This window comes from Dyadobacter fermentans DSM 18053 (genome assembly GCF_000023125.1).
In the GTDB taxonomy this organism is placed as follows: Bacteria; Bacteroidota; Bacteroidia; order Cytophagales; family Spirosomataceae; genus Dyadobacter; species Dyadobacter fermentans.
This window is the reverse complement of record NC_013037.1, coordinates 4,502,322-4,525,879: the sequence shown is the minus strand read 5'-3', so window position 1 is coordinate 4,525,879 and position 23,558 is coordinate 4,502,322. Positions and strand designations below refer to the sequence as shown.

Sequence of the window (23,558 nt, the reverse complement as noted above, 5' to 3'; positions counted from 1 at the left end):
AAGAAAAGAGCTGAAAGAAGAGGATCAGCTTTTAAAAAATCTGCTTAAAATCTATCAAGAATACAGGCAGGATCTCAGCATGACGAATGAGGAATGGGAACAACACATTGATACTATACTGGAACGCATATGGGAAATCAAACAGCTTTTGAAAAGTTCAATGTAGAATCCTTAGTAGATCCCCTATTCCTGCCTTATGTGAAGGAATATCTGGCTTTGGAATCTGACGAAGAACGTAATGATTTCTGGGAAACCAGAAAAATCGATGCAGATCAAGAGACCATAACGGCGGCATGGCGCTATGGGATGCAACGACTCGCCGAGCGTGCGGACGACCTGAAAAGGCGAGTCATTGCAGCACAATGTGCGGAGCAGCATTAATTTCTTCTCCGCCGCTTCACCTTAGCCGAACTTCCCCCACCAGTTCCGCCAGCACCACGCTTCACACGCCCGGAACCTCTCGGCTCCTTGGGCTTACGTTCGCGCGGGCGGCGATCGCGGTCGCGTCCAAAGTCGGGACGGCTAAACTCGCTTCTGCGGCCCGGTTTCGTCCCGGCCAAATACAGGTCCATACTCCGGCGGGCCAGGTTGGTTTCCTTCACTTTTACCTTCACAGCGTCACCAAAAGCATATATTTTCTTGGTGTGCTGGCCGATCACGCGATAGTTTTCCTTATCGAGTTCGTAATAATCGTCGCCGAGGTCGGTCATGCGGATGAGCCCTTCCGAAGCGGTTTCCGTGATTTCCACGAATATCCCGAACTCCGTCACGCCTGTGATGATGCCGCCGAATTCCTTCTCGGGGTCCATCATGCTCATGTATTCGACCTGCTTGTATTTGATCGACGCCCTTTCCGCTTCCGCGGCGAGGCGCTCGCGCTCCGAGGAATGTTTCGAGGCCCGCTCATAAGTTTCCTGGTCCACATTGGCGCCGCCATCCAGATAATGCTGCAACAGCCTGTGCGCCATCACGTCTGGGTACCGGCGGATGGGCGACGTGAAGTGCGAATACCGCCTGAATGCAAGCCCGAAATGGCCGAGATCTTCGGTACTGTACCGCGCCTTGGCCATCGTGCGCACCGCGAGGGACTCGATGAGGTTCTGCTCTGGCTTGCCTTCCACTTTCGCGAGCATCGCATTCATGGATTTGGCAATCTTGCTTTCTTCTTCCACTTCCAGTTTCAAGCCCAGTTTGGCCACGAAATTCGCGAAAGTTTGCAGACGATCCGGGTCGGGCGCTTCGTGAATGCGGTAAACCATCGTATTCTTGTCCTCACCTTTGGAAAGCGAGTATACATATTCCGCCACACGTTTGTTGGCGAGCAGCATAAATTCCTCGATCAGCTTGTTCGAATCGTGGCGCTCTTTGGTGTAAATACCCAACGGACGGCCTTCCGGGTCAAGACGAAAACGCACCTCAGGCGTCTCAAAGTTGATCGCGCCTTTTTTGAACCGCTCTTTTCTGAAAATTTTGGCAAGCTTGTTCAGCGTGTCCAGTTCTTTCGGAAAATCGCCCTCGCCGGAGTCCAGCACGGCTTGCGCTTCTTCGTAGGTGAAACGGCGGTCGGAATGGATCACCGTTCTGCCAAACCACTCTTTGAGCAACTTACCTTTTGAAGTAATCTCAAAAATGGCCGAAAATGCAAGCCTGTCCTCATTCGGGCGTAACGAACAAAGGTTGTTCGAAAGCTTTTCAGGGAGCATCGGCACGGTCCTGTCGACGAGGTAAACCGACGTCGCGCGGCGCAGCGCCTCTTTTTCCAGCTCCGTGCCCGGCAGTACATAATGCGACACGTCGGCGATATGCACGCCCACTTCCACCACGTCCTCGTCCAGGTAACGGACAGACAATGCGTCGTCGAAGTCCTTGGCATCCACCGGGTCGATCGTGAACGTGAGCACGTCGCGGATATCGCGGCGTTTGGCGAGGTCCTTTTTGACAATCTTGTTCGGGATTTTCTGAGCCTCGGCCTCTACTTCGTCAGGGAAATGATAGGGTAGCCCGAATTCGGCGAGGATCGCGTGCATTTCGACATCGTTGTTACCCGCAGCGCCCAGCACCGAAACGATTTCCCCCTCGGCCTGGCTCCTGCGCGTGGACCATTCGGTCACTTTCACGATCACCTTGTCGCCGTGGCGGGCTGCGCCCACTTGGTCAGGTTCAAGGTATATGGGATCATAAAGTCGCTTGTTATCGGGCTGCACGACTGCAAACCGCGGATTAATCTCAATAATCCCCACGATTTCCGCGTTCGAACGCTCCACAATATCGGTAACGCGTCCTTCCGTACGGTTCCGGCCCGAGTCGCCGCGCCCTTTCGAGCGCAAATTTTTCGACAGCGGCTGCACCTGAACGATATCGCCGTCCCAGGCGCCGTTCAGCAATTCCAGATCCACATAAATATCATCCTCACGGCCTTCGATCACCACAAATGCGAAGCCCTTATTTACACGCTCCACGCGTCCGGTAAGGCCCTGCGGCTTTGTTTTAAGCGGTGCCGCGTGATAGGTGCCGTTTTTATTGTAAACCAGCCTGCCGTCCTGTTCCAGTTCGTGCAGTATTTCGTTAAAGAGCAGTCGCACTTTTTTGTCGTGCACTCCAAAATGATCGTGTACGTCGAATGGCCGGAACGAATGCTCGGCGTTCAGGTCGAAGAACGCGGCAATGTCCGCCTTTAAATTATCTATGTAAGAAACAATGTGATGAGGCGCCGAGGCCTCCCTTTTTTCAGGTTGTTGTTTCTTTTTACTCTTTTTTTCTCTCATGTATTCAATATATAAAAATTGTCCCGCACCTCGCGGAACGGCACTTTATTCCACCCGCACGATATTTGGTTCGGGTATTTGGTCAAAGCAATGCAGCCGCAAATACAATTGTGCCAGCACTACCACGTCCTCTCTGCAATATCGGGAAATTTTGGTCAGATCATTTTCCTCGTAGTAAACCTTTGTCACCTGGTCGCCGCTCATTTCGTTTTTGCTTCCGGGAATGTCAAAAACGGCAGCCAGCAAATCGAGCGAGGTGTAGCTTTTGTAGTCTCCGAATTTCCACAGATCCATCGTATCCTGGTGGAGAAGCTCCCAGGGTTTCTTGCCAGAAATCTGTAATGCTTTGGGGATTTCGATCCGGTGGATCAGCATCCGGCGGCAGATGAACGGAAAATCGAATTCCTTGCCATTGTGGGCACAGAGGATCAGCTGTTCGGCGGGGTATTTTTCAACCAATGCCTTGAATTGCAGCAGCAACAGCGCTTCATCGTTTCCGGCGAAGCTACTCACCTTAAACGCAATCTCATCTTTTTCGTTCCAATAGTAAGCGCCGAATGCAATGCAAATGATCTTACCGAACTCCGCATAAATGGCGCCGCGGTCGTAAAAGCATTCGGAATCGGTGATGGTATCGTCGTTTTTTCGGAGCGTCAGGGCCTTTTTGTCCCAGAGTTTCTGCATCCGCTCGGGAAGCTGGTCATAACTCGCGTGCGAGCAAACGGTCTCGATATCAAGCAAAAGGAAATTTTTGGAGCGGCGTTTGAATTCTTCTGTCATAGTGTGTCGGGTTTGATTGCAGATTCTCAATATTATGCAAAATATTGGAATGATAATACATTGCCCTCAAACCCGGCACCATGAATGCTATTCGTGCAAAACGCCTTCCAGCCCCGGCGGGTCGATCGTCATCATGTTCGCTTCGATGATGCTGTCGGGCACGAAAATGAATTTTTTATCGTAGATCTGGCTCCCGATAAAATAGCTGATCCAGAACTCGTTGTTCAAATGAAAAACATCCGGCATAATCGGCTCTACGACCACGTGCCCGCCGGCGGGTATTTCCGGGAAAAAATGCCTTAATGTAGATGTCCGCTGATCGGTATTCGTGCCCGATTCGCTGTTTCCATAACCTTTTGATGTCACGAAAACGCTGGTTACCGGCTCGTCGTTGCGGTTGATCACGATCACATTCCATTCTTCGGCGTTCAGCTCGTTCACATTCCGCACGATGGCTACTTGCACGCCCTTCACAGGGTGAAAAATAATATCCTTCTTCATTACGCTACTTGCAATTCCATGCTGAACAAATGCGCCAGATGGTTTTTTAATTTAATTGAAACTTCCTCTAAATCGACTTCCCTGCCCAATTCCGCGGCGAGCGAGGTAACCGCCTTGTCGTCGATCCCGCATGGGACGATGTTTCCGAAATAGGATAAATCCGTATTCACATTCAGGGCGAAACCGTGCATGGTCACCCAGCGGCTTGCCTTCACGCCCAGCGCGCAAATTTTCCTCGGATTTTTCTGTTCCTCAAAATCAAGCCAAACGCCCGTTAGTCCTGCAATGCGGCCCGCTTGCAAGCCATATTCGGCCAGCGTCAGGATAATCGCCTCTTCAAGCGTACGCATATACACGTGAATGTCCGTGAAAAAATTGTCCAGGTCGAGGATCGGGTATCCGACGATCTGCCCCGGTCCGTGGTAGGTAATGTCCCCGCCGCGGTTGATCTTGTAATATTTGGCCTGCCTGGCCGCCAGGTCGTCTTCGTCGAGCAGCAGATGGTCCGGCTTGCCGCTTTTCCCCAACGTATACACATGCGGGTGCTGGCAGAAAAGCAGGAAATTCGGGGTTAGCTGCTGGTTTTCCGCATCGAGCGACCGGTTTTGCGTTTTAATCGCCAGTGTCTCAGCGAAAATCTTCTCCTGATAATCCCATGCCTCCTGATAATCGATCAGGCCAAGATCCCGGAACTGCACTTTTTTATTGATCAGGGTATTCATTTCAAACGATTCAAAAAAAATTTCCGCGACGGCGTTACCAATTTGTAGAACCGACGTCTAAATATCAAACCGGATCCTTCCGGCCAAACGAAACAGATCACACACACGCCCCGGTTTCAGAACGCTAATTTATTAGGTAAATGTTCGTTAAATTTGTTAGTGCAACTAAATTCTGTGGTTATGAAGCTTTTACTGGATGTCAAAGACGAGAAAGCGGAACTCTTCATGAAGATGCTTCAAAAGCTTCCGTACGTTAAATTCAAACCACTTTTGCCGATCCACACTAAAATTTTGGACGACGCAATGGATATTGTTGACGACATAGAACTGATCGAACAAGGTAAATTGGAAACCAGGGACGCAAAAGAGTTCCTGAATGAAATACTTTGTCAAAACGACACGAAGGTTTGAAACGGACTTCAAACGACTGTTAAAGAAGTATCCTTCTCTTTCAGAAGAGATCTTCGGATTGATATGCTCTCTTGAAATAAATCCGACGCAGGGAATCCCCCTGGGCCTGGGTTGTTACAAACTGAGGCTTTCTGTTAAATCCAAGGGAAAGGGGAAGTCGGGCGGAACGCGGGTTGTTACCTACGTCCACATTGCAAAGAGATCGGTGAACCTGCTATCGATTTACGATAAAAGTGATCAGGAATCAATCCGGATTGCGGAAGTAAAACAGCTTCTGTCAGAGCTTGACGAGCGCTAAATTTATTATAAAACACACATTATGTCACAAGCAAACGACCTCGGCCGCTGGGGCGAAACTACCGCGGCATCCTTCCTTGCAGAAAAGGGCTTCAAAATCATCGCCAGAAATTACCGCAACTGGCAATCCGAGATCGATCTGATCGCGGCGAAGGATGATATGCTGATTTTTATTGAAGTGAAAACGCGTACGGGCATGGCATTCGGGATGCCGGAGGAATTTGTGAACGTCACCAAGGCCAGGCTGATCATGCGTGCCGCGGAGCAGTATATTTTCGATGTGGATTGGGAAAATGACGTTCGGTTCGACATCATTTCCATCCTTGTCCTGCCCGATGGCTCAACCGACATCCGGCACATCGAAGATGCATTCAGCCGGTAACGTAACCTGCATTTATAAGTAGAAACCAAATCGCAGCATATTTTGAAGATATTCTTTAAGTATTTCAAAATCTGACTGTCATGAAGCACGGTTTGGTGATGAACAGGCGGGAAATGCTCAAAAGCACTGCGCTGCTGGTGGCATCGTCCATGTTCGATAACGAAGGCGCCGCCCGGTACCGGATCGGGGCGTGCGACTGGTCGCTCGGCAAGCAACTGAGCCCCGAGGCCTTTGAGCGGGCGAAACAGATCGGTCTGAACGGCGTTCAGGTGAGTTACAATACCGGGAAGGACGAAAAAGGCCTTTCGGTACCCGAAACTTTGCAGGCCATCCGCGACGCGTCGGCGCGGACGGGCGTGAAGGTGTCCAGTCTGGCGATCGGGGAGCTCAACCGCGTGCCTTATAAATCGAAGCCGCAAACGGAGGAGTGGGTCTGGAACAGTGTGGATGCGGCCAAAGCATTGGGCGTAAACGTGGTTTTGCTCGCATTCTTTTCGGAAGGTGACCTCCGGAATGACGATGCCGGTAAAAAAGCGGTGATCAGCCGGTTGAAAAAAGTAGCCCCGCATGCCGAGCAGCAGGGCATTACCTTAGGCATCGAATCTTGGCTGAGCGGACGGGAGCATTTGGACCTTATTCATGCCGTTGGCTCCAAGGCCGTGAAAGTGTATTACGATTTCAGGAATTCTACCGATGCCGGCCACGACATTTTCAAGGAAATACCGATGCTCGGCAAGGACATGATTTGTGAAATACATATGAAAGAAAATGGCCAGCGCCTGGGCGAAGGCCCCCTCGACTGGGTGAAGGTGGCAGCGGCTATGACCGATATCGGCTACGACGGCTGGATGCAGATTGAAGGCGCAACGCCGCAGGGGGCCGACATTGTGGAATGCTATCAGCACAACCGAAAATTTCTCGAAAAGCTATTTCCAGCCTAATCCGCCTCATTCAAAACCACACTCCGGCTCACGATGAACATCACCAGTACATTGCCGCTTAGCAAATCGGTTCTTTTCGCGGGAAGCATCCTGCTGGTTTCGCTTCTCAGGGCCATGTGGCAGCCCCCGGCACCCGAAAGTCCCCGGCAATCGGCGGTTTCCGCGGTAGCGGATGATTCTTCTCGGCTGTACCTGCCCGACGACCTCGAAGCTACATTATGGGCCGAGGCGCCGATGTTTTATAACCCGACCAACATGGATATCGACGCCAAAGGCAGGGTCTGGATCACTGAGGCGGTGAATTATCGCGATTTTAACACAAAGCCCGCCGAACGCCTCAGTCACAAGCAGAAAGGCGACCGGGTAATGATCCTCGAAGACAAGGATGGCGACGGCAAGGCCGAATCCGCCAAAGTGTATGTGGAAGATTCATTGCTGACGGCACCGCTCGGCATTGCGGTCATTGGCAACAAAACCATCGTTTCCTGCGCGCCTAACCTGCTCATTTATACCGATACGGATGGTGACGACAAGCCCGATAAGCGCGAGGTATTCCTGACCGGCTTCGGCGGCTTCGACCACGACCATTCCCTGCATTCATTGATCGTCGGGCCGGATGGAAAGTATTATTTCAACACCGGCAATGCCGGGCCGCACAAAGTTACCGATAAAGGCGGCTGGACACTGCGGAGCGGCAGCCTTTACACCGGCGGAACGCCCTATAACAAACAGAATGAAGGCAATCAAAAGTCGGACGACGGCCGGATCTGGGTCGGCGGCCTTGCGTTGCGTATTAATCCCGACGGAACGGGCCTGAAAGTGCTCGGGCATAATTTCCGGAACAGTTACGAAGTATGCCTCGACAGCTACGGCAATATGTGGCAGAACGATAACGACGACCAGGTGATCACATGCCGCGTCTCGTTTTTGCAGGAAAATGGCAATGCGGGCTATTTTTCCTCAGACGGTAGCCGCTACTGGCAGGCCGACCGCCGCCCGGGGCAGGACATTTTCACTACGCATTGGCATCAGGAAGACCCGGGCGTGATGCCCGCCGGGGACAACTCGGGCGCTGGCTCTCCCACCGGGATCGTGTTTTATGAAGGCGATGAATTGGGGGAAAATTACCGCGGCACATTGCTGAGCTGCGAAGCGGGGCGGAATGTGATTTTCGCTTATCAGCCCCAGCCGCAGGGCGCGGGTTTCGCGCTCAACCGCCGCGACCTCATCAGCTCTTTTCCCCGCGTCTCGGAACGCTACGAATGGTACGAAACCGACCAGGATTATCGCAAATGGTTCCGGCCGTCGGATGTGGCGGTAGGGCCGGACGGCGCCATTTACATTGCCGACTGGTACGATCCCGTGGTAGGAGGGCATGCCATGAAAGATAAGAAAGGCTACGGCCGCATTTACCGCATTACGCCCAAAGGAAAGAAACTCATCACGCCTAAGCTCGATTTTTCCACAACCGCCGGACTGTTGGATGCCTTGAAAAGCCCCGCTATCAACGTGCGATCGCTTGGTTTTGAAGGATTAAAGGCGAAGGGCGAGGCGGTTTTGCCGGAAGTGAAGCAGCTACTGGCCGCCGAAAACCCCTATCACCAGGCCCGGGCGATCTGGCTTATGGCGCAATTGGGCGAACAAGGCAATGCGGAGGTGGTGAAATTATTGTCGTCACCCAACGCAATGCACCGGCTTACGGCATTCCGTGCATTGAAATCGATGAATAAGACAATTGCATTTTTAGAGCAAGTGTCCAAAGATGCGGACGCATCCGTGCGGCGGGAGGTAGGGATCGCATTGCGGGATTTATCATACGATCAGGCATTTGAGAGTATATCAAACCTTATCAAAAATTACGACGGTAAAGATCCCTGGATGCTGGAAGCAATTGGGACGGCGGCAGACGGAAAAGAAGCGGATGTTTACACCTATGTCCGTGAAGCATTGAAAGCAGACCCAATTCACTGGGACTCGCGGCGGGCAAATCTTACCTGGCGTTTGCATCCGGTAATAGCCCTGGACGAGTTAAAAGCAAGGGCCGCCTCACCCAAAGTGGCCGAGCCGGAGCGTCGCAAAGCATTGACAGCCATTGGTTTTATCAAAAATAAGAAAGCCGCTGAGGCGATGGTCGCATTGTCGAAATCCACCTTGCCGGATGTGGCTTCGCAGGCTTCATACTGGATCAATTTCCGGAAAAGCAATGATTGGGCCGGGTTGATGAACTGGGAAGAAACGACTGCCCAGGCGATAACGCCCGCCTACCAACGCATGCTCAACCTGAAAAAGACCGTAGCCGACAAAACCCAACCCATTTCCCAGCGCATCGAAACAGCCAGGAAAATGGCCTCGGATGCGAACGGAGGCAATATACTTGTGGATATGCGCGTGCAAGGCCAGCTGCCCGACACCATAGCGAGGTCGGTGAGCGAGATTATTTTCAAAAACCACGACCAGAATGTGCGCGTGGTCGCCAGCCAGTTCTTCCCGCGAAACGGGAAGGTTTTAAAAACCGATTTTATTTCCAGAATGCACGCCGATCCCTCAAATGGCGAGAAGCTGTTTTCGACCATCTGTGCGGCTTGCCACAAGCACGGCAGCAAAGGCGCGGAAATAGGGCCGGACCTCACGACCATTCATAAAAAGTTCGACAAGGCGGCCTTGCTGGATGCCATTATCAACCCGTCGGCGAGTATGGTTTTCGGCTATGAAAGCTACACGATCGTTACCAAAAAGGGCGAAACCTACTTCGGATTTCTCATGAGCGACGGCGCGACTGTGGTGCTGAAAGACGCAGCAGGCCAGCAGCACACGATCAAGGCCGATCAAATTAAAACCCGGGAGAAAATGCCCTCTTCGCTCATGCCGGAGCCCACCGCGCTGGGCCTGAACGAGCAGGATCTGGCCGATTTGACGGGCTATCTTTTGAATTTCAAGTGAAAAGTACAAGGCCGGATTCGTAAAGTGAAAATGTATTTTCTGGATAATAAAGACAAATAATATAACTTTGCCATAATCCTGTTTCCAGATCCCTAACGAAACCCAAGCTGTAATGGTGGATAACGACAAAGCCGGCCACCTGCTTCTCGCATTGCAAAATGGGGACGCGGAAGCATTTACGGCGATCTACAAATCTTACTGGTACGACATGTTCCTGATTGCCTACCGTAAGCTTCGCAACAAGGAAGCGGCCGAGGAGATCGTTCAGGACATTTTTCTGCGGCTCTGGCGCGAGCGCGACTCGCTGCGCATTGAAAACCTCAATTACTATCTTTTTGCAGCCGTGCGCTACGAGGTGATCGACTTCATCCGCACGAAAGGCCGCGCATTCGAACATCTCGACCATCAGGGCGCCTTCGAAAGCATTCAGGACCTGAACACCGAAAACCAGCTTGCTCTGGACGACCTCCTGCGGGTGATCGACGAATGCCTGCATATCCTGCCGGAGAAAACACGCGAGATATTCCGCCTGCACAAGCTCGAATACTGGCCCATATCCCGCATCGCCACCCGTTTCGGCCTATCCGAAAAAGCGGTAGAATACCACCTCACCAAATCCATCCGCGTCGTCCGAACGCATCTCAAAGAAGTAATGATTCTCCTCCTATCCGCCGCCACCCTGTTCTGATACAAGCCCCTGAAATGGAGGAAGTGGACGATATGGAGGTAAACGCGGCCCGGAGGGCCATCCTGTTTATAGAAATCCAGGTACAACCCACGTTTTGACTCCTGAGGAGCCTCCTCATCCCGTCACAGGAGGCCCCTCAGGGGCCAGGGACTAAACCAGCATCGATTGCTATAAACAGGTAGCCACGCTGTGGCTTGTGCATCCCTCCCGCTCGCTGCATCCTCCGCCCTCTGCATGCCTTCCGTCTTCTGCTTCATGTGCCCTTTTTCCTGCACTCCGGCCCATTATCTTTTTCAAAGAAAATTCTCGCCAACCCATTCATAAAATAGCACAAATCAAATATTTTCTAAATCTATTTAGGGAATGAGGGGCTTTTTCCGGCTTATCATTCAAAGACCTGATTTTACCCGATACACATCAATGAACAACAAGGAATGGCAGTCCCTGCTGCTGAAATACCGCGAGGGGAAATGCACGAAGGAGGAAATGCTGAAAATCCATTTGTGGTATGAAAACCTCAACGCAGACGGGCTGGCGGTGCTGAGCGAGCAGGAAAAGCGGGAGATGGAGGGCAGAATGCTGGGCATACTCGCAGCGGAAACTTCGGCGGACACGCAGGCTGAACCGGTGGTCGTACGCACGCTGTGGCGGCGCGCGGCGGTGTACCTGTCGGCAGCGGCTGCGGTGCTGATCGTGGTGAGCTTCTGGGTATTTTTCGGCAACCGGCAACCGGCTCAGGGTGTGGCGCAGGAAAAAATGTTTGTGCAGGCTCCGAACAGCAGCCTGATCACCGAGGAAAACAAGACGAATGTGCCCAAACGACTGATCCTGAGCGACCGGAGCACGGTCATCCTCGAACCGGGCGCGAGCATTGTTTTCCCGGCGACGTTTTCTGCCGACAAACGAACCGTGCAGCTTTCAGGTAATGCATTCTTTGAAATAACCCGCAATCCCGACCAGCCTTTCCTCGTGTACAGCGGCAAAATCATCACCCGCGTGCTCGGCACGAGTTTCCGGATCAAAACCAATGGGAAGGATAAGGCCTTGGAAGTGGAAGTGGTAACAGGGAAAGTTTCCGTGTTTGAAAACCGAGAAGCATTTAGTGAGAGCGAACCGGCTGAAAATGAGGATAATGGTGTGGTGCTGACGCCCAACCAGCGGGTGACCTATTTCCCCGAAAGCCGGCATTTGATGACCGGACTGGTGCCGGAGCCGGTGAAGGCCACGCAGCCCACGCAAGAGGCCCGGATGGTTTTCAACGACGAAAAACTGGAAAAAATCGTGAAGACATTGCAGGACACTTACGGCATCGAGATCGTGTTTGCCAACGATCGCCTCGCGCATTGCACCTTCACAGGCGACCTTACCGATATGCAGCTCTACGATAAACTGGCCCTCGTTTGTAAATCCAACGGCGCCGATTACGAAGTGAAAGGTACGCGCATCCTGATTAACGGTCGCGGATGCGATTGATGGAAATAACACCTAAACCCTTAATTATGACACCATAAACTACCTCACCGACCTCAGAAACAAAGAAACCGATAGTGTACCACCACTACCGGCTTCATGAAAGCCTGCTTACGAGATCCTGGACAGACGGTAAGCGGGCGAACGTCCTGTTTTTCACAAATAGAACCTTCAAAAATATGCAAAAAACCCAACAGTTAAAATGGTGTGCAGCACTGTGCATGGTCATGAAAATAACATTTGCCCAAATCCTTTTTGCAGTGGTTTTCACGACGCTCACCCACGCTGCCAGCGAGGGAAGGGCGCAGGAAGTCATGGAGAGATTGGTGACGATCCATGCGCAGAATGCGGAACTGAGAAATGTCCTGCGCGACATCGAGGAGCAGGCCGACGTCAAGTTTGCGTACAGCCAGAAAAGCATCCGCGCGGAGCGTACCGTGGATGTGCATATCAACCGGCAGAAGCTGTCGACGGTATTGAGCACGCTGCTCGATCCGCTGCACATTGCCTATGAACTAACGGCCGGGCGCATTTTGCTAACGGCCGAAACCGGCGCAGTAGCGGAGCCGCAGCAGCCGGAACCCGCACAAGCGGCCGCCGCGCAAGCCCTCGCACAGGTGAAAGGAAAGGTGATCGACGAAAACAATGCGGGCCTGCCCGGCGTGAGCGTGATCATCAAAGGCACACAAAAAGGCACCACTACGGACCAGGAAGGCGCATTCGCGCTCGACGTGATCGAACAGAATGCCGTGCTGGTGTTCAGTTTTGTAGGTTATAAACCGCAGGAGGTGACCGTTGGCGGGCAAACGAACTTATCCGTGACCATGCAGCCGGATAACCAGGCGCTTGAAGAAGTGGTGGTGGTGGGTTATGGATCGGTGCGGAAGAGTGATCTGACGGGCTCGGTGGCGAGCATTAAGGGCGACGCGATCCGGGAAATGCCTGTGACGTCGGTGGACCAGGCGATCCAGTCGAGGGCGCCCGGTGTGCAGGTAACGCAAACTTCCGGCGCTCCGGGCGGTGGCATTTCCATCCGCGTGCGCGGTGCCAACTCCATCAACAGCGGCAGCGAGCCGCTTTACGTGATCGACGGCTTCCCGATTTACCCCGATAACGGCGCATTGGGAACCAGCGGTAACCGGCAGCCTACCAATGCGATGGCGACCATTAACCCCAACGAAATCGAATCCATTGAAATACTCAAAGATGCCTCCGCAACCTCCATTTACGGCTCGCGCGGTGCTAATGGCGTGATCCTGATCACCACCAAGCGCGGTAAGGAAGGCCAGAGCCGGGTCGATTACGATGGCTCCTACTCGTTCCAGACAATTGCTCGCGGAGTGGAAGTGCTGAATGGCTCCGACTACGCCCGCTACATCAATATGCTCGAACGCAGCCAGGGCGGCAGCCCGCGCTATACCGATGCGCAGATCTCGCAAATCGGGGCCGGTACCAATTGGTGGGATGTCATTTCGCGGACGGGCGCGCTGTCGAACCATCAGCTTTCGTTCACCGGCGGCACCAAGGGAATGCGCTATGCATTTGTGGGTAATTATCTAGATAACAAGGGTATTATCAAAAATACAAACTTCAACCGCTACGGCTTCCGGATGAATCTCGACAACGATTTTCTGAAAGGGAAGGCGACGCTGACCAACAGCTGGTCGTTCAACCGTTCGGGAAGCAGCAATGTGCCTACCGACCGCGGCGGCCCGGGCGGGATCGTGATCACGGCATTGGGCCTGGACCCGACGGGGCCGGTTTATGACCAGAACGGCGCATACCAATATGCAAGTTACGACCAGCGCTTCCTGACCAACCCCCTGGCCGAGGCCGTGGAAGGTTACGACAAGGACTATACCAACCGCCTTTTCGGTACTTCCGCGCTGACCGTGAACATTTTGGAAGGCCTTAAATTCCGCACAAGCCTTGGCCTCGACATCGTGAACGCCCGCCGGACCACGTTTTACAACAACTACACCTACCTCGGCCGCCAGAACGGACGAGAATTGCAGAAAGCAAACCGTAATTCCAATAACATCCTGAATGAGAACATTTTAACATACAATAAAGAGATCGCCAAAGGGCATTACCTCGATGTGACGCTGGGCTATACCTATCAGAAAGAGGTCAATTATCTAGAATCCAATGCTACCCGCGGGCTGTCTTCGGACGATATCGAGGCGGTGAATATGAACAATGGAAGCCGCCCGCTCGTACCGAACTCGGGCCGGCTGGAATGGGAGCTGATGTCTATGCTGGGGCGGATCAATTATAATTTGAAAGACCGCTACTTGTTTACGGTAACGCTCCGTCGCGACGGTTCATCCAAATTCGGTCCGAACAACAAATGGGCGACATTCCCTTCCGCGGCCATCGGCTGGCGCATGGTGAATGAGGAGTTTTTCAAAAACTCCGGGCTCGGGAAAGTGTTCGACGATTTCAAGATCCGCGCGAGCTATGGGCTTACCGGTAACTCGCAAATCCCTGTTTACCGCTCGGTAGCTGGTTTGGTGCCTTACAATTACGTTTTCGGTATCACGCCAACCCTGGTGTCCGGTTACGCGCCCAACCGTATCCCCAATTCGGACTTGAAGTGGGAAAGCACCTCGATGCTGAATGTCGGACTCGATTTTGCATTGATCAACAACCGCCTGAGCTTGACGATTGATGCTTTTAAGAACAAAACGACCGATCTCCTGCTCGATGTTTCGATCCCGCAAAGCACCGGATTCAGCACGATTATGCTCAATTCCGGCTCGCTAAGCAACAAAGGGCTTGAATCCGCGGCAAACTACAAGCTGATCAGCAACAATACGCTGACCTGGGACGTGAGCGGAAATGTGTCGGTACTGCGCAACAAAATCCTCGACCTCGGCAAAAGCACACCGTTCTTCTCGAACAGCACCAGCGGTCACCTTGGCGTGCTGGGTAGCTGGGTGGAAGCCGGAAATCCGATCGGCGTTTGGAGCGGGTACAACTACATTGGCCTGTTCCAATCGGATGAGGAAGGAAAAAGCTACTCGGCCAGAGCAGGTTATCCCAAATATGAAGATGTGAACGGTGACGGTAAATACACCACCGACGACTTCAAGATCATCGGCGACCCGAACCCTAAACTGACCTGGGGCTTCAATACCAGCCTGAAATACAAGGGCTTCGACCTGGCTGTATTCTTCCGCGGCGTGCACGGCAACAAAATCCGCAACCTGCAACAATCCGAAATGGGCGACGGCGTGCAGAAGATCAACCAGATCTCCAACATCCTGACCGACTCGTGGACGTCGGAAAACCCGAATGCGCCCCGCCCGGTAATCGACGGTCGCCGCGACTTCATTTCTTTCCGCCGGTCGTCATTCTTCATCCAGGACGGATCATTCGTGCGCCTGCAAAACCTCTCGCTCGGATACACGCTGCCGGTCAAGAGCGCCTACATCCGCAATGCGCGCGTGTATGTGAGCGGCCAAAACCTCTTTTTGATCACCAAGTACAAGGGCTTCGACCCCGAAGTGAACAACCAGGGCCAGAACAACCTCAACCGGGGCGACGATTACGATGCCTACCCCCGGTCGCGCATGTTCACATTGGGCGTTAATCTTGGTATTTAATATTCAAATTGAAATTCAGCTTGTTATGAAAAAATCATTTTTATATAAGATCAGATTGACGGGCCTTTCGGCATTCCTGCTGGCTGCGGCGGGCTGCTCAGATTTGAAGGAAAAACCCGATTTTATCAATCCGGCTACTTTCTACAAATCGGCGACGGAACTCACGCTGGGTGTGAATGCGGTGTACGACGATCTCAACTCGCAATACTCAGGTTACTTTTATGATCGTTATGTATTTGAATGTCTGATAGGTTACCAGGTAGGATGGGAGAAAGGGCCGCTGCAATATAACCTGGGCAATGTGAACCCGGCCGATGAGTACATCGAGGCCTACTGGGGAATCTGTTACCGCTCGATCAACCGGGCGAATGCAATCATAGAAACCGCCGAGACGATGAAAGATCCGACGAACGAGGCGTTGATCAAACGTGTGAAAGGCGAAGCGCTGTTTTTGCGGGCATTTTACTATTACAGCCTGCTGAGCTACTTCGATAATGTGCCGTTGACGACCAAATCGACGCAAAATATCTCCGAGCTTCCGTCAAATAGCGGTGGAAAAGCGGCCGTGATCGAGCAGATTTATGCGGATACCAAAGCCGCCGCCGATCTGCTGCCTGCCAGCTACACCGGCGTCGACGTGGGCCGCGCGACCAAATGGGCCGCGAAATCGATATTGATGAAAACGCAGCTGTGGGATGAAAAATGGGCCGAAGCAAAAGCCACGGCAGAAGACATTATCAACAACAGCGGCCTGACCTTGTTCACCGATTTTGCCCATAATTTTGATTTAAGCCACGAAAACCAGGGCGAGCGGATCTTCGAAGCACAGGTTTCGGCAGCGGCCAATCCCAACGAGTTCAATGTGCATTCGATGCATTTCAACCCCGAGGATTTCCCGAGCGAACTGGGCGGATCGGGTTGGAGCTGGATCAGTGCCACGCAGGAATTCCGCGCTAACTATGATCCTAAGGATAAACGCATTGCGGGAACGTTCATTGAAAGTTATCCTACCGGCCGGTTTGGAAAAATTAACGGCGCTTATCCGATCGTACATTGGAGCGAAAAAGCGGATTATAACCTCTCCCGCTTCGGCGGCGTAGTAAAATCGGATGCGAACCCGAACGACCCGGCACAGATGATCTTCGGCAAGGCATGGTCGGCCAAAATTGTGGAGCTCGACAAAAGCAATGCGGCAACCGAGAAAAACACGATTTACATCCGGCTGGCCGACATTCTGCTGGGCCATTCCGAAGCCTGCAATGAAAGCGGCCAGGGCGATGCATACGCGTCCATCAACAAAGTGCGCGCCCGGGCGGGGCTGGCGGCGCTGAAAGGCCTTAGCCAGTCGGCATTGCGCGACGCCATCGTTCATGAGCGCATGCAGGAGTTTGTTTTCGAGCAGGTAATGTACCCCGAGCTGCGCCGGAAAAGCAAGCTGGGCGGGCCGGTGGATTACCTGGGCAAGGAAATCAAGCACTTCGCCGAGAAATATAAACTCGACCGCGTGCCCAAGGAGCGGGATTACGTGCTGCCATTGCCGCAGAAGGAGCTCCTGGGTAACCCGAATGTAAAACAGAATGCCATTTGGCAGTAGGGGTTGCTAAGCCCTGCCGCAGTACAGAATAGCGGGTAATTTTGGTTAAATTCAGTCTTTTAGCACCTGTGAGCAGCGGGTAAATCAAATTTACCGGCTGCTCATTTGCCAACATTCCGGAAGAATATAGCGGTTAAATTGAGTCACTAAGATCGGGAGGAAACATTATTTGTTCGAACATTTGCATACTTTGTATGAACAAATGTTACATATTTATCCATATCCTGGTATTTTTGTAATTCTTAGGGAAATAGTTATCTAAAATAAAACTAATGCATACCAGATTTTTGATCGGTTTAGTGGTAGTGGCCGTGCCGGTAGCATACTTTTCGTGGGTCGGGCTGTCCGGGGGCGGTTCGCCGCTGGGCAAGAAGGTCGATTACAATGCAGATGTGAAGCCGATCCTCAACAAACATTGCATGGGCTGCCATGGCGGTGTGAAAAAGGCCGGCGACGTGAGTTTTCTGTTTGAACACGAAATGCTCGAACCGGGCAAATCGGGCAAAATACCAGTAGTACGCGGCGACGCCGACGCCAGTGAGATGATCCGGCGCATTCTGACGGACGATCCCGACGAGAAAATGCCGAAAAACGGCACGCCCCTCACCGACGACGAGGTGGATATCCTCAAACAGTGGATCGACGATGGTGCCGAATGGGAAACGCATTGGGCCTATAAAAAGATTGAAAAGCCTGACGTGCCCTCGCTGAACAGCTTTTCAAACCTTTTTGGCTTGCTGGATAAAGGCGACAAAGCCTGGGCTAAAAACGAAATCGACCATTTTGTTGCCAAAAAACTGAAACAGGAAGGCCTGAAAACCTCTCCCGAAGCCGACCGTGCGACATTACTCCGGCGGGTAAGTCTGGATATCACCGGCTTACCGCCTACCGAAAAGGAGGTGATGGATTTTGTGAATGACAAATCGCCCGACGCTTACGAAAAAAGGGTGGATAAGCTTCTGAAATCGCCTGCTTACGGGGAAAAATGGACGTCGATGTGGATGGACCTCGCGCGCTATGCCGATACCAAGGGCTACGAAAGCGACGGCGGCCGCACGATGTGGCGCTATCGCGATTATGTGGTCAAATCTTTCAACGAGGACAAGCCTTTCGACCGCTTCACCATCGAACAGCTGGCCGGCGACCTGCTGCCTGAAAAGAAAGATGCCTTCCCGAAAGAAGAAAACGTGATCGCCACCGGCTTCCACCGCAATACCATGACCAATAATGAAGGCGGAACAGACGACGAAGAGTTTCGTACCGCCGCGCTGATCGACCGGGTCAACACCACGTGGGAGGTCTGGCAAGGGACTACATTTGCCTGTATCCAATGCCACAGCCACCCTTACGACCCGATCCCGCACGAAGACTACTATAAATACGCAGCATTTTTCAACAACTCCCGCGACGAGGATGTATGGGACGAATGGCCGAAGCTGCGGTTTTACAAAGGCGAAGACTCGGCACGCTTCGAGCGCGTAAAATCGTGGGTGAAGCAATATAATCCGCAGGATTTGGAAGCGAAAACGCAGTTCATGAAGGTGGTGGAGCCGAAGATCAACGCCCATAACTTCGAGAAGGGCGATCAGTCCACGGTGCTGGTCATTTCCTATTATGGAGTGAAGGACAAAGGCAATGCGCGCATTCCGCAGGTGAACCTCACCGGCGCCGATAATGTGCTGATGAACATCGGTACCAAAGCTGAAAACGCGGTATTGACCTTGCATCTGGACAAACTCGACGGCCCGGTGCTGACGACCATCAAAGTCCCGACGCGCGACACGGTGATCATCGCGCCGATTACGAAAACCAGCGGCAAGCACGACATTTTCCTTTCACTGCATAGTCCAAAGGCACCGGAAGAATGGGTGCGCATTACCTGGGCTGCGTTTCAGCCGGCATTGCCGGGCAGTTCGGCACCCGGTTACCAGCAAGTTGTAGCCGATTATGCAACCGTTTTAACCCGACCTACCGAAAGCATGCCCGTGCTGTGGGAAGGGAAAGGCGATTTTGCAAGAAAAACCAATGTATTCGTCCGGGGTAACTGGATGGTAAAAGGCCCGGAAGTGAAGCCGGATGTGCCCAAACTCCTCGCGCCCCTGCCCAAAGACGCCTCGCGCGACCGGCTGGGCCTCGCGAAATGGATCGTAAGCCGCGACAATGCGCTGACAGGCCGGGTGGTTGTAAACCGTTTCTGGGAGCAGCTTTTTGGAAGGGGCATTGTGGAGACGGTGGAAGACTTCGGATCGCAGGGTGCCGAACCGTCACACCCCGAGCTGCTCGACTGGCTGGCGGTGTCGTTTATGGACGATTACAAATGGAGTGTTAAAAAACTGCTGAAAACAATCGTAATGTCGGCTACCTACCGGCAGGACTCGCGCTCCGACAACCAACGAAAGGAAAAAGACCCGTATAACATGTGGCTCTCCCGCGGCCCGCGCGTACGACTGAGCGCCGAGCAGGTGCGCGACCAGGCCCTGGCTTGCAGCGGACTCATTTCAGATAAAATGTACGGCCCGAGCGTAATGCCGCCTCAGCCAGACAAGGTCTGGCAGTCGCCTTACAGCGGCGAAAGCTGGGTGGTGAGCGAGGGAGAGGACAAATACCGCAGGGGCGTTTATACTTACTGGAAAAGAACGGCGCCGTACCCTTCGATGACTACTTTCGATGCGCCTAGCCGGGAGTTTTGCCAGTCGCGACGGATCATTACCAACACGCCGTTGCAGGCGCTGGTGACGCTGAACGACCCGGTATACCTGGAAGCGGCTGAAAAGCTGGCCTCGAAAATGAAAACGCGCGGAAAAACGCCCGAGCAGCAGCTCAAAGAGGGGTATCGCTTGCTGACCTTCAAAGCGATTGAGCCGAAAAGCCTCAATGTCCTGTTGAAAGTGTACCAGGATGCCTTGCAGGAATACCGGCAGAAGCCCTCGGAAATGGATAGCATATTGATTTACGGAAAAGAAAAATCACCCGAGCTGGCCGCGCTCACCGTTTCGGCGAATGTGCTGCTGAACCTCGATAATGTGGTGACCAAGGAATAATTATGGAAAAGCTGTTAAAAGAATTACAACACGCGGAATTGCACCGGCAAACCCGCCGCCATTTCCTGCAATCGGCCGGTTTTGGACTGGGGGCATTGGGGCTGGGATCATTGCTCGGCTCTTGCGGCTCGTCGAAGGCGGATGCCATAGCCGGCTCGGCCGATCCGCTGGCATCGCCCGGTATCCCGCAATTTGCACCCAAAGCCAAGCGCGTCATTTATATCCACATGGCCGGCGCGCCGTCGCAGCTCGAACTTTTCGACTATAAGCCGGAGCTCGTCAAATACCACGGGAAAGACTGTCCTGCGGAATTTCTGGAAGGCAAAAAGTTCGCATTCATCCAGGGTGTGCCCAAAATGCTGGGGCCACAGGGCCAATTCGGGCAATACGGCCAGTCGGGCGCTTGGCTATCCGATTACGTGCCCTATCTGCAAACGGTCGCGGACGAAATTACTTTCCTGAAAGCGATGCATACCGACCAGTTCAACCACGCTCCGGCTCAGCTGCTCCTGCACACCGGCAGCGCGCGGCTGGGACGCCCTAGCCTGGGCGCCTGGGCAGTGTACGGGCTGGGTTCCGAAAACCGCAACCTGCCGGGCTTCATCGTGCTTGCATCGGGAGGCCGGCAGCCCGACGCGGGCAAAAGCGTGTACGGAAGTGGCTTTCTGCCATCGGTATACCAGGGCGTGCAATGCCGCACCGGCGGCGACCCGGTGCTGTACGTGACCGATCCCAATGGCATGAACAGGAATATCCGCAAGAAAACGATCGAAGCGATCAATGAGATCAACCGGCAGACTTACGAGGACGTGCAGGACCCCGAGATCCTGACGCGGATCAGCCAGTATGAAATGGCTTTCCGAATGCAGATGTCCGTGCCGGAGGTAATGGATGTTTCGAAAGAGCCGCAATTTATTCTCGATATGTATGGAGTGAAAGCAGGCGAAGGCAGCTTTGGTATGAATTGCCTCCTGGCCCGGAAGCTCATTGAAAACGACGTTCGTTTCGTGCAGCTCTTCGATTGGGGCTGGGATGGCCACGGTACCAACGCAACCGACAACGTGGAAGGCGGCCTGCGCGGCAAATGCGAGATTTCCGACCGGCCTATTGCGGCGCTGATCAAGGACCTGAAAATGCGTGGCTTACTGGAAGAAACGCTGGTGGTATTCGGTGCGGAATTCGGACGGACTCCCATGCAGGAAAACCGCAATGGCGTGGTAATGCCCTATATGGGCCGCGACCACCACCTCGAAGCCTACACCATGTGGATGGCAGGCGGCGGCGTGAAGCGCGGATACAGCCACGGCGAAACCGACGAATTGGGCTATTATGGCGTAAAAGACCGCGTCCACGTCTACGATTTGCAGGCAACAATCCTGCATTTGATGGGTTTTGACCATGAAAAATTCACCTATCCGTTCCAGGGAAGGAATTTCAGGCTTACAGACACCGAGGGTAAAGTTGTAAAAGAGGTAATTGCATAATTCATAGCATTTAAGCAGTATTAATCCAAAACATGGCGCAGGAGACAGTTAAGGCATTCCGGATGCAGCTCAAACCCGGATTCGAGGCAGAATATAAAAAGCGGCACGACGAAATATGGCCGGAGCTGAGCGGGCTCCTCAAAGAGGCGGGCATTGTGGAATACTATATTTTCCTGGACGAACAGACGCTCGCGCTTTTTGCATTTCAAAAGTTGGGCAGTAACGACACCACGGCGAATCTACCGGGGCTGCCCATTATGAAAAAATGGTGGGATCATATGGCCGACATCATGGATGTCAATCCCGACAACTCGCCGAAAGCCGTGCCCTGCCCGGAAGTGTTTCGGTTGTGATCTACTGCATTTAAAATACATCCTAACCCCTAAATATTGATTTCCGGTATGCTCATTCCTCTTCTTCAGGCCTCACCCTGGGCGCTCTTCATCGGGCGGTTTCACCCGGTGCTGGTGCATTTACCGATTGGTTTTCTGTTGATCGCGGCCATTATAGAGATCGGGCGGAGGACCGGCAAAATCTCTGTGAGCGAATCAACGGTCGTGTTTGTACTGTTCTGGTCGGCGGTGAGCGCTACGTTTGCCTGCATTGCGGGATACCTGCTGTCGCTGGGCGGCGGCTACGACGAAGACCTGCTCGATGCGCACATGTGGAAAGGCATTGGCGTGGCGGTGTTCGCCTGGGTAGCGTGGCTGGTGAAATCGGATCGGCTGGCGGGCAAAATACGTTTTGGGAAAGCGGTTTACCTGCCTGCATTTGCAGTGGCCGTTGTGCTCACTATGACCGCGGGCCACGATGGCGGCTCTCTCACCCACGGGGACGGCTATCTCACCCAATATACTCCCGAACCATTCCGCAGCCTGGCTGGAATGGACCCGATCGAAGAAAAAACGAAGGAAATCAAACCGATTACGGATGTGCAGCAGGCGGTGGTTTACAGGGACATCGTGCAGCCTATTCTGGAAGCGCGTTGTACGCAATGCCACAATGCAAGCAAGAAAAAGGGCGATTTGCGTATGGATGAGGTTGCATTGCTCCTGAAAGGCGGCGAAAACGGCCCCGCGCTCATCCCGGGCAAAGGCGCGGACAGCGACATGATCAAACGCTGCCTGCTCGATGAAAACGACGATAACCACATGCCGCCCAAAGGCAAGCCGCAGTTGAGCACCGAACAAATCGCATTGCTCTCGTGGTGGATCGACCAGGGTGCGCCTGTCGATAAGAAAGTAGCCGAACTCACTGTGCCCGACCAGGTGAAGCCCGCGCTGGCATCCCTTGGCGGTGGCGCTGCGAGCGGCGGCAGTGCAGGCGGCGCGAAACAGAAGGAATCGGCCATTGCCTCATTGAAAGTAACCCCGGCAAAGGAAAGCGACATTCAGGCATTGCGCAAAGCGGGCCTGATCGTGAAGACATTATCCCAGGATCAGAACCTATTGGAAGTGAGCGCTGTGAATGCGCCGCAGTTCAGCGATAAGGATATTGCCTTGTTACTGCCTCTCGCAGAGCAGATTACCTGGCTGAAACTCGGCAGTACAAAGATCACCGACGGTGCATTGAAAGAAGTAGCCAAACTGAAAAACCTCACCAAACTCCACCTGGAACACAGCGCAGTAACCGACCAGGGGATTGCGGAAATTAAGAGCCTGCCGCATTTGGAATACCTGAATATCATCGATACAAAAGTGGGCGATGCGGGCCTGAAAAACGTTGCTGCAATGAAAGGCCTGCGTTCGATTTACGTCTGGCAATCAGCCGTTACCGATAGCGCAGTAGCCCAAACGGCACGTCAGCATACCGGCCTGCAAATCGTCAATGGTTTCAGCGAAGCAGAAGTAGCGCAATTCCTGAAAGCCGGCGACAGCACCGCCACAAAGCCAGTCGCCACTTCTAAAAAATAACTTTACCCGGCTTTTACAATT

18 protein-coding genes are annotated in these 23,558 nt (G+C 53.1%); 14 read left to right on the top strand and 4 right to left on the bottom strand.

What is annotated here, in order from left to right:
* Positions 1-129: 129 nt before the first annotated feature.
* Positions 130-381 (top strand): hypothetical protein, encoded by a 252-nt coding sequence (locus DFER_RS18435; RefSeq protein WP_015813165.1) that lies wholly within the window; start codon positions 130-132, stop codon positions 379-381.
* Here DFER_RS18435 and rnr read toward each other — a convergent pair.
* The 4 genes from rnr to lipB form a co-directional block, all read right to left on the bottom strand.
* Positions 378-2,765, bottom strand: a complete 2,388-nt coding sequence (gene rnr / locus DFER_RS18430; RefSeq protein WP_015813164.1) for a ribonuclease R — start codon at positions 2,763-2,765, stop codon at positions 378-380. The genes DFER_RS18435 and rnr overlap by 4 nt on opposite strands.
* A 45-nt stretch (positions 2,766-2,810) precedes the next feature.
* Positions 2,811-3,545: a 3'-5' exonuclease gene (locus DFER_RS18425; protein ID WP_015813163.1), complete on the bottom strand. Its 735-nt coding sequence runs from the start codon at positions 3,543-3,545 to the stop codon at positions 2,811-2,813.
* A gap of 87 nt (positions 3,546-3,632) precedes the next feature.
* On the bottom strand, positions 3,633-4,046 hold the full coding sequence (locus DFER_RS18420) for a hypothetical protein (protein ID WP_015813162.1): 414 nt from the start codon (positions 4,044-4,046) through the stop codon (positions 3,633-3,635).
* Positions 4,046-4,768: a lipoyl(octanoyl) transferase LipB gene (gene lipB, locus DFER_RS18415; protein WP_015813161.1), complete on the bottom strand. Its 723-nt coding sequence runs from the start codon at positions 4,766-4,768 to the stop codon at positions 4,046-4,048. Before lipB ends, DFER_RS18420 begins: the two co-directional genes overlap by 1 nt.
* Positions 4,769-4,948: 180 nt before the next feature.
* Between lipB and DFER_RS18410 the strand changes: the two genes are divergently transcribed.
* The 13 genes from DFER_RS18410 to DFER_RS18350 all read left to right on the top strand — a co-directional run bounded on the left by DFER_RS18410 (position 4,949) and on the right by DFER_RS18350 (position 23,537).
* Positions 4,949-5,179: a hypothetical protein gene (locus tag DFER_RS18410; protein WP_015813160.1), complete on the top strand. Its 231-nt coding sequence runs from the start codon at positions 4,949-4,951 to the stop codon at positions 5,177-5,179.
* A complete protein-coding gene (locus DFER_RS18405; RefSeq protein ID WP_015813159.1) occupies positions 5,145-5,477 on the top strand; it encodes a hypothetical protein in 333 nt (110 codons plus the stop codon). Before DFER_RS18410 ends, DFER_RS18405 begins: the two co-directional genes overlap by 35 nt.
* Before the next feature lie 21 nt (positions 5,478-5,498).
* Positions 5,499-5,858, top strand: coding sequence for a YraN family protein (locus tag DFER_RS18400; protein WP_015813158.1), 360 nt, complete (start codon positions 5,499-5,501; stop codon positions 5,856-5,858).
* Between the two features lie 80 nt (positions 5,859-5,938).
* Complete coding sequence (locus tag DFER_RS18395; RefSeq protein WP_015813157.1) at positions 5,939-6,799, top strand: sugar phosphate isomerase/epimerase family protein; 861 nt, start codon at positions 5,939-5,941, stop codon at positions 6,797-6,799.
* Positions 6,800-6,832: 33 nt separating this feature from the next.
* Positions 6,833-9,739 (top strand): PVC-type heme-binding CxxCH protein, encoded by a 2,907-nt coding sequence (locus DFER_RS18390; RefSeq protein ID WP_015813156.1) that lies wholly within the window; start codon positions 6,833-6,835, stop codon positions 9,737-9,739.
* Positions 9,740-9,851: 112 nt separating this feature from the next.
* Positions 9,852-10,427, top strand: a complete 576-nt coding sequence (locus tag DFER_RS18385) for an RNA polymerase sigma factor (protein WP_015813155.1) — start codon at positions 9,852-9,854, stop codon at positions 10,425-10,427.
* 420 nt (positions 10,428-10,847) lie between these two features.
* Positions 10,848-11,900 carry a FecR family protein gene (locus DFER_RS18380; protein ID WP_015813154.1) on the top strand — a complete coding sequence of 351 codons (1,053 nt, stop codon included), beginning with the start codon at positions 10,848-10,850 and terminating at the stop codon, positions 11,898-11,900.
* A 224-nt stretch (positions 11,901-12,124) separates the two neighbouring features.
* Positions 12,125-15,505, top strand: a complete 3,381-nt coding sequence (locus DFER_RS18375) for a SusC/RagA family TonB-linked outer membrane protein (protein WP_143828761.1) — start codon at positions 12,125-12,127, stop codon at positions 15,503-15,505.
* A gap of 25 nt (positions 15,506-15,530) precedes the next feature.
* Positions 15,531-17,099 carry a RagB/SusD family nutrient uptake outer membrane protein gene (locus tag DFER_RS18370; RefSeq protein ID WP_015813152.1) on the top strand — a complete coding sequence of 523 codons (1,569 nt, stop codon included), beginning with the start codon at positions 15,531-15,533 and terminating at the stop codon, positions 17,097-17,099.
* Positions 17,100-17,371: 272 nt separating this feature from the next.
* The gene (locus tag DFER_RS18365) at positions 17,372-20,140 is read left to right on the top strand and encodes a DUF1553 domain-containing protein (RefSeq protein ID WP_015813151.1); all 2,769 of its coding nucleotides are present in this window, start codon (positions 17,372-17,374) and stop codon (positions 20,138-20,140) included.
* Between the two features lie 2 nt (positions 20,141-20,142).
* Positions 20,143-21,624 carry a DUF1501 domain-containing protein gene (locus DFER_RS18360; RefSeq protein WP_015813150.1) on the top strand — a complete coding sequence of 494 codons (1,482 nt, stop codon included), beginning with the start codon at positions 20,143-20,145 and terminating at the stop codon, positions 21,622-21,624.
* 32 nt (positions 21,625-21,656) lie between these two features.
* The gene (locus tag DFER_RS18355; protein ID WP_015813149.1) at positions 21,657-21,977 is read left to right on the top strand and encodes an L-rhamnose mutarotase; all 321 of its coding nucleotides are present in this window, start codon (positions 21,657-21,659) and stop codon (positions 21,975-21,977) included.
* A 48-nt stretch (positions 21,978-22,025) separates the two neighbouring features.
* A complete protein-coding gene (locus DFER_RS18350; protein ID WP_015813148.1) occupies positions 22,026-23,537 on the top strand; it encodes a c-type cytochrome domain-containing protein in 1,512 nt (503 codons plus the stop codon).
* Positions 23,538-23,558: the final 21 nt, after the last annotated feature.

What these genes read in the sequence shown, in the direction of transcription:
- DFER_RS18435 (WP_015813165.1), top strand. Translation starts at nt 130, where the DNA reads ATGGGAAATCAAACAGCTTTTGAAAAGTTCAATGTAGAATCCTTAGTA.
- rnr (WP_015813164.1), bottom strand. Translation starts at nt 2,765, where the DNA reads ATGAGAGAAAAAAAGAGTAAAAAGAAACAACAACCTGAAAAAAGGGAG.
- DFER_RS18425 (WP_015813163.1), bottom strand. Translation starts at nt 3,545, where the DNA reads ATGACAGAAGAATTCAAACGCCGCTCCAAAAATTTCCTTTTGCTTGAT.
- DFER_RS18420 (WP_015813162.1), bottom strand. Translation starts at nt 4,046, where the DNA reads ATGAAGAAGGATATTATTTTTCACCCTGTGAAGGGCGTGCAAGTAGCC.
- lipB (WP_015813161.1), bottom strand. Translation starts at nt 4,768, where the DNA reads ATGAATACCCTGATCAATAAAAAAGTGCAGTTCCGGGATCTTGGCCTG.
- DFER_RS18410 (WP_015813160.1), top strand. Translation starts at nt 4,949, where the DNA reads ATGAAGCTTTTACTGGATGTCAAAGACGAGAAAGCGGAACTCTTCATG.
- DFER_RS18405 (WP_015813159.1), top strand. Translation starts at nt 5,145, where the DNA reads ATGAAATACTTTGTCAAAACGACACGAAGGTTTGAAACGGACTTCAAA.
- DFER_RS18400 (WP_015813158.1), top strand. Translation starts at nt 5,499, where the DNA reads ATGTCACAAGCAAACGACCTCGGCCGCTGGGGCGAAACTACCGCGGCA.
- DFER_RS18395 (WP_015813157.1), top strand. Translation starts at nt 5,939, where the DNA reads ATGAAGCACGGTTTGGTGATGAACAGGCGGGAAATGCTCAAAAGCACT.
- DFER_RS18390 (WP_015813156.1), top strand. Translation starts at nt 6,833, where the DNA reads ATGAACATCACCAGTACATTGCCGCTTAGCAAATCGGTTCTTTTCGCG.
- DFER_RS18385 (WP_015813155.1), top strand. Translation starts at nt 9,852, where the DNA reads ATGGTGGATAACGACAAAGCCGGCCACCTGCTTCTCGCATTGCAAAAT.
- DFER_RS18380 (WP_015813154.1), top strand. Translation starts at nt 10,848, where the DNA reads ATGAACAACAAGGAATGGCAGTCCCTGCTGCTGAAATACCGCGAGGGG.
- DFER_RS18375 (WP_143828761.1), top strand. Translation starts at nt 12,125, where the DNA reads ATGAAAATAACATTTGCCCAAATCCTTTTTGCAGTGGTTTTCACGACG.
- DFER_RS18370 (WP_015813152.1), top strand. Translation starts at nt 15,531, where the DNA reads ATGAAAAAATCATTTTTATATAAGATCAGATTGACGGGCCTTTCGGCA.
- DFER_RS18365 (WP_015813151.1), top strand. Translation starts at nt 17,372, where the DNA reads ATGCATACCAGATTTTTGATCGGTTTAGTGGTAGTGGCCGTGCCGGTA.
- DFER_RS18360 (WP_015813150.1), top strand. Translation starts at nt 20,143, where the DNA reads ATGGAAAAGCTGTTAAAAGAATTACAACACGCGGAATTGCACCGGCAA.
- DFER_RS18355 (WP_015813149.1), top strand. Translation starts at nt 21,657, where the DNA reads ATGGCGCAGGAGACAGTTAAGGCATTCCGGATGCAGCTCAAACCCGGA.
- DFER_RS18350 (WP_015813148.1), top strand. Translation starts at nt 22,026, where the DNA reads ATGCTCATTCCTCTTCTTCAGGCCTCACCCTGGGCGCTCTTCATCGGG.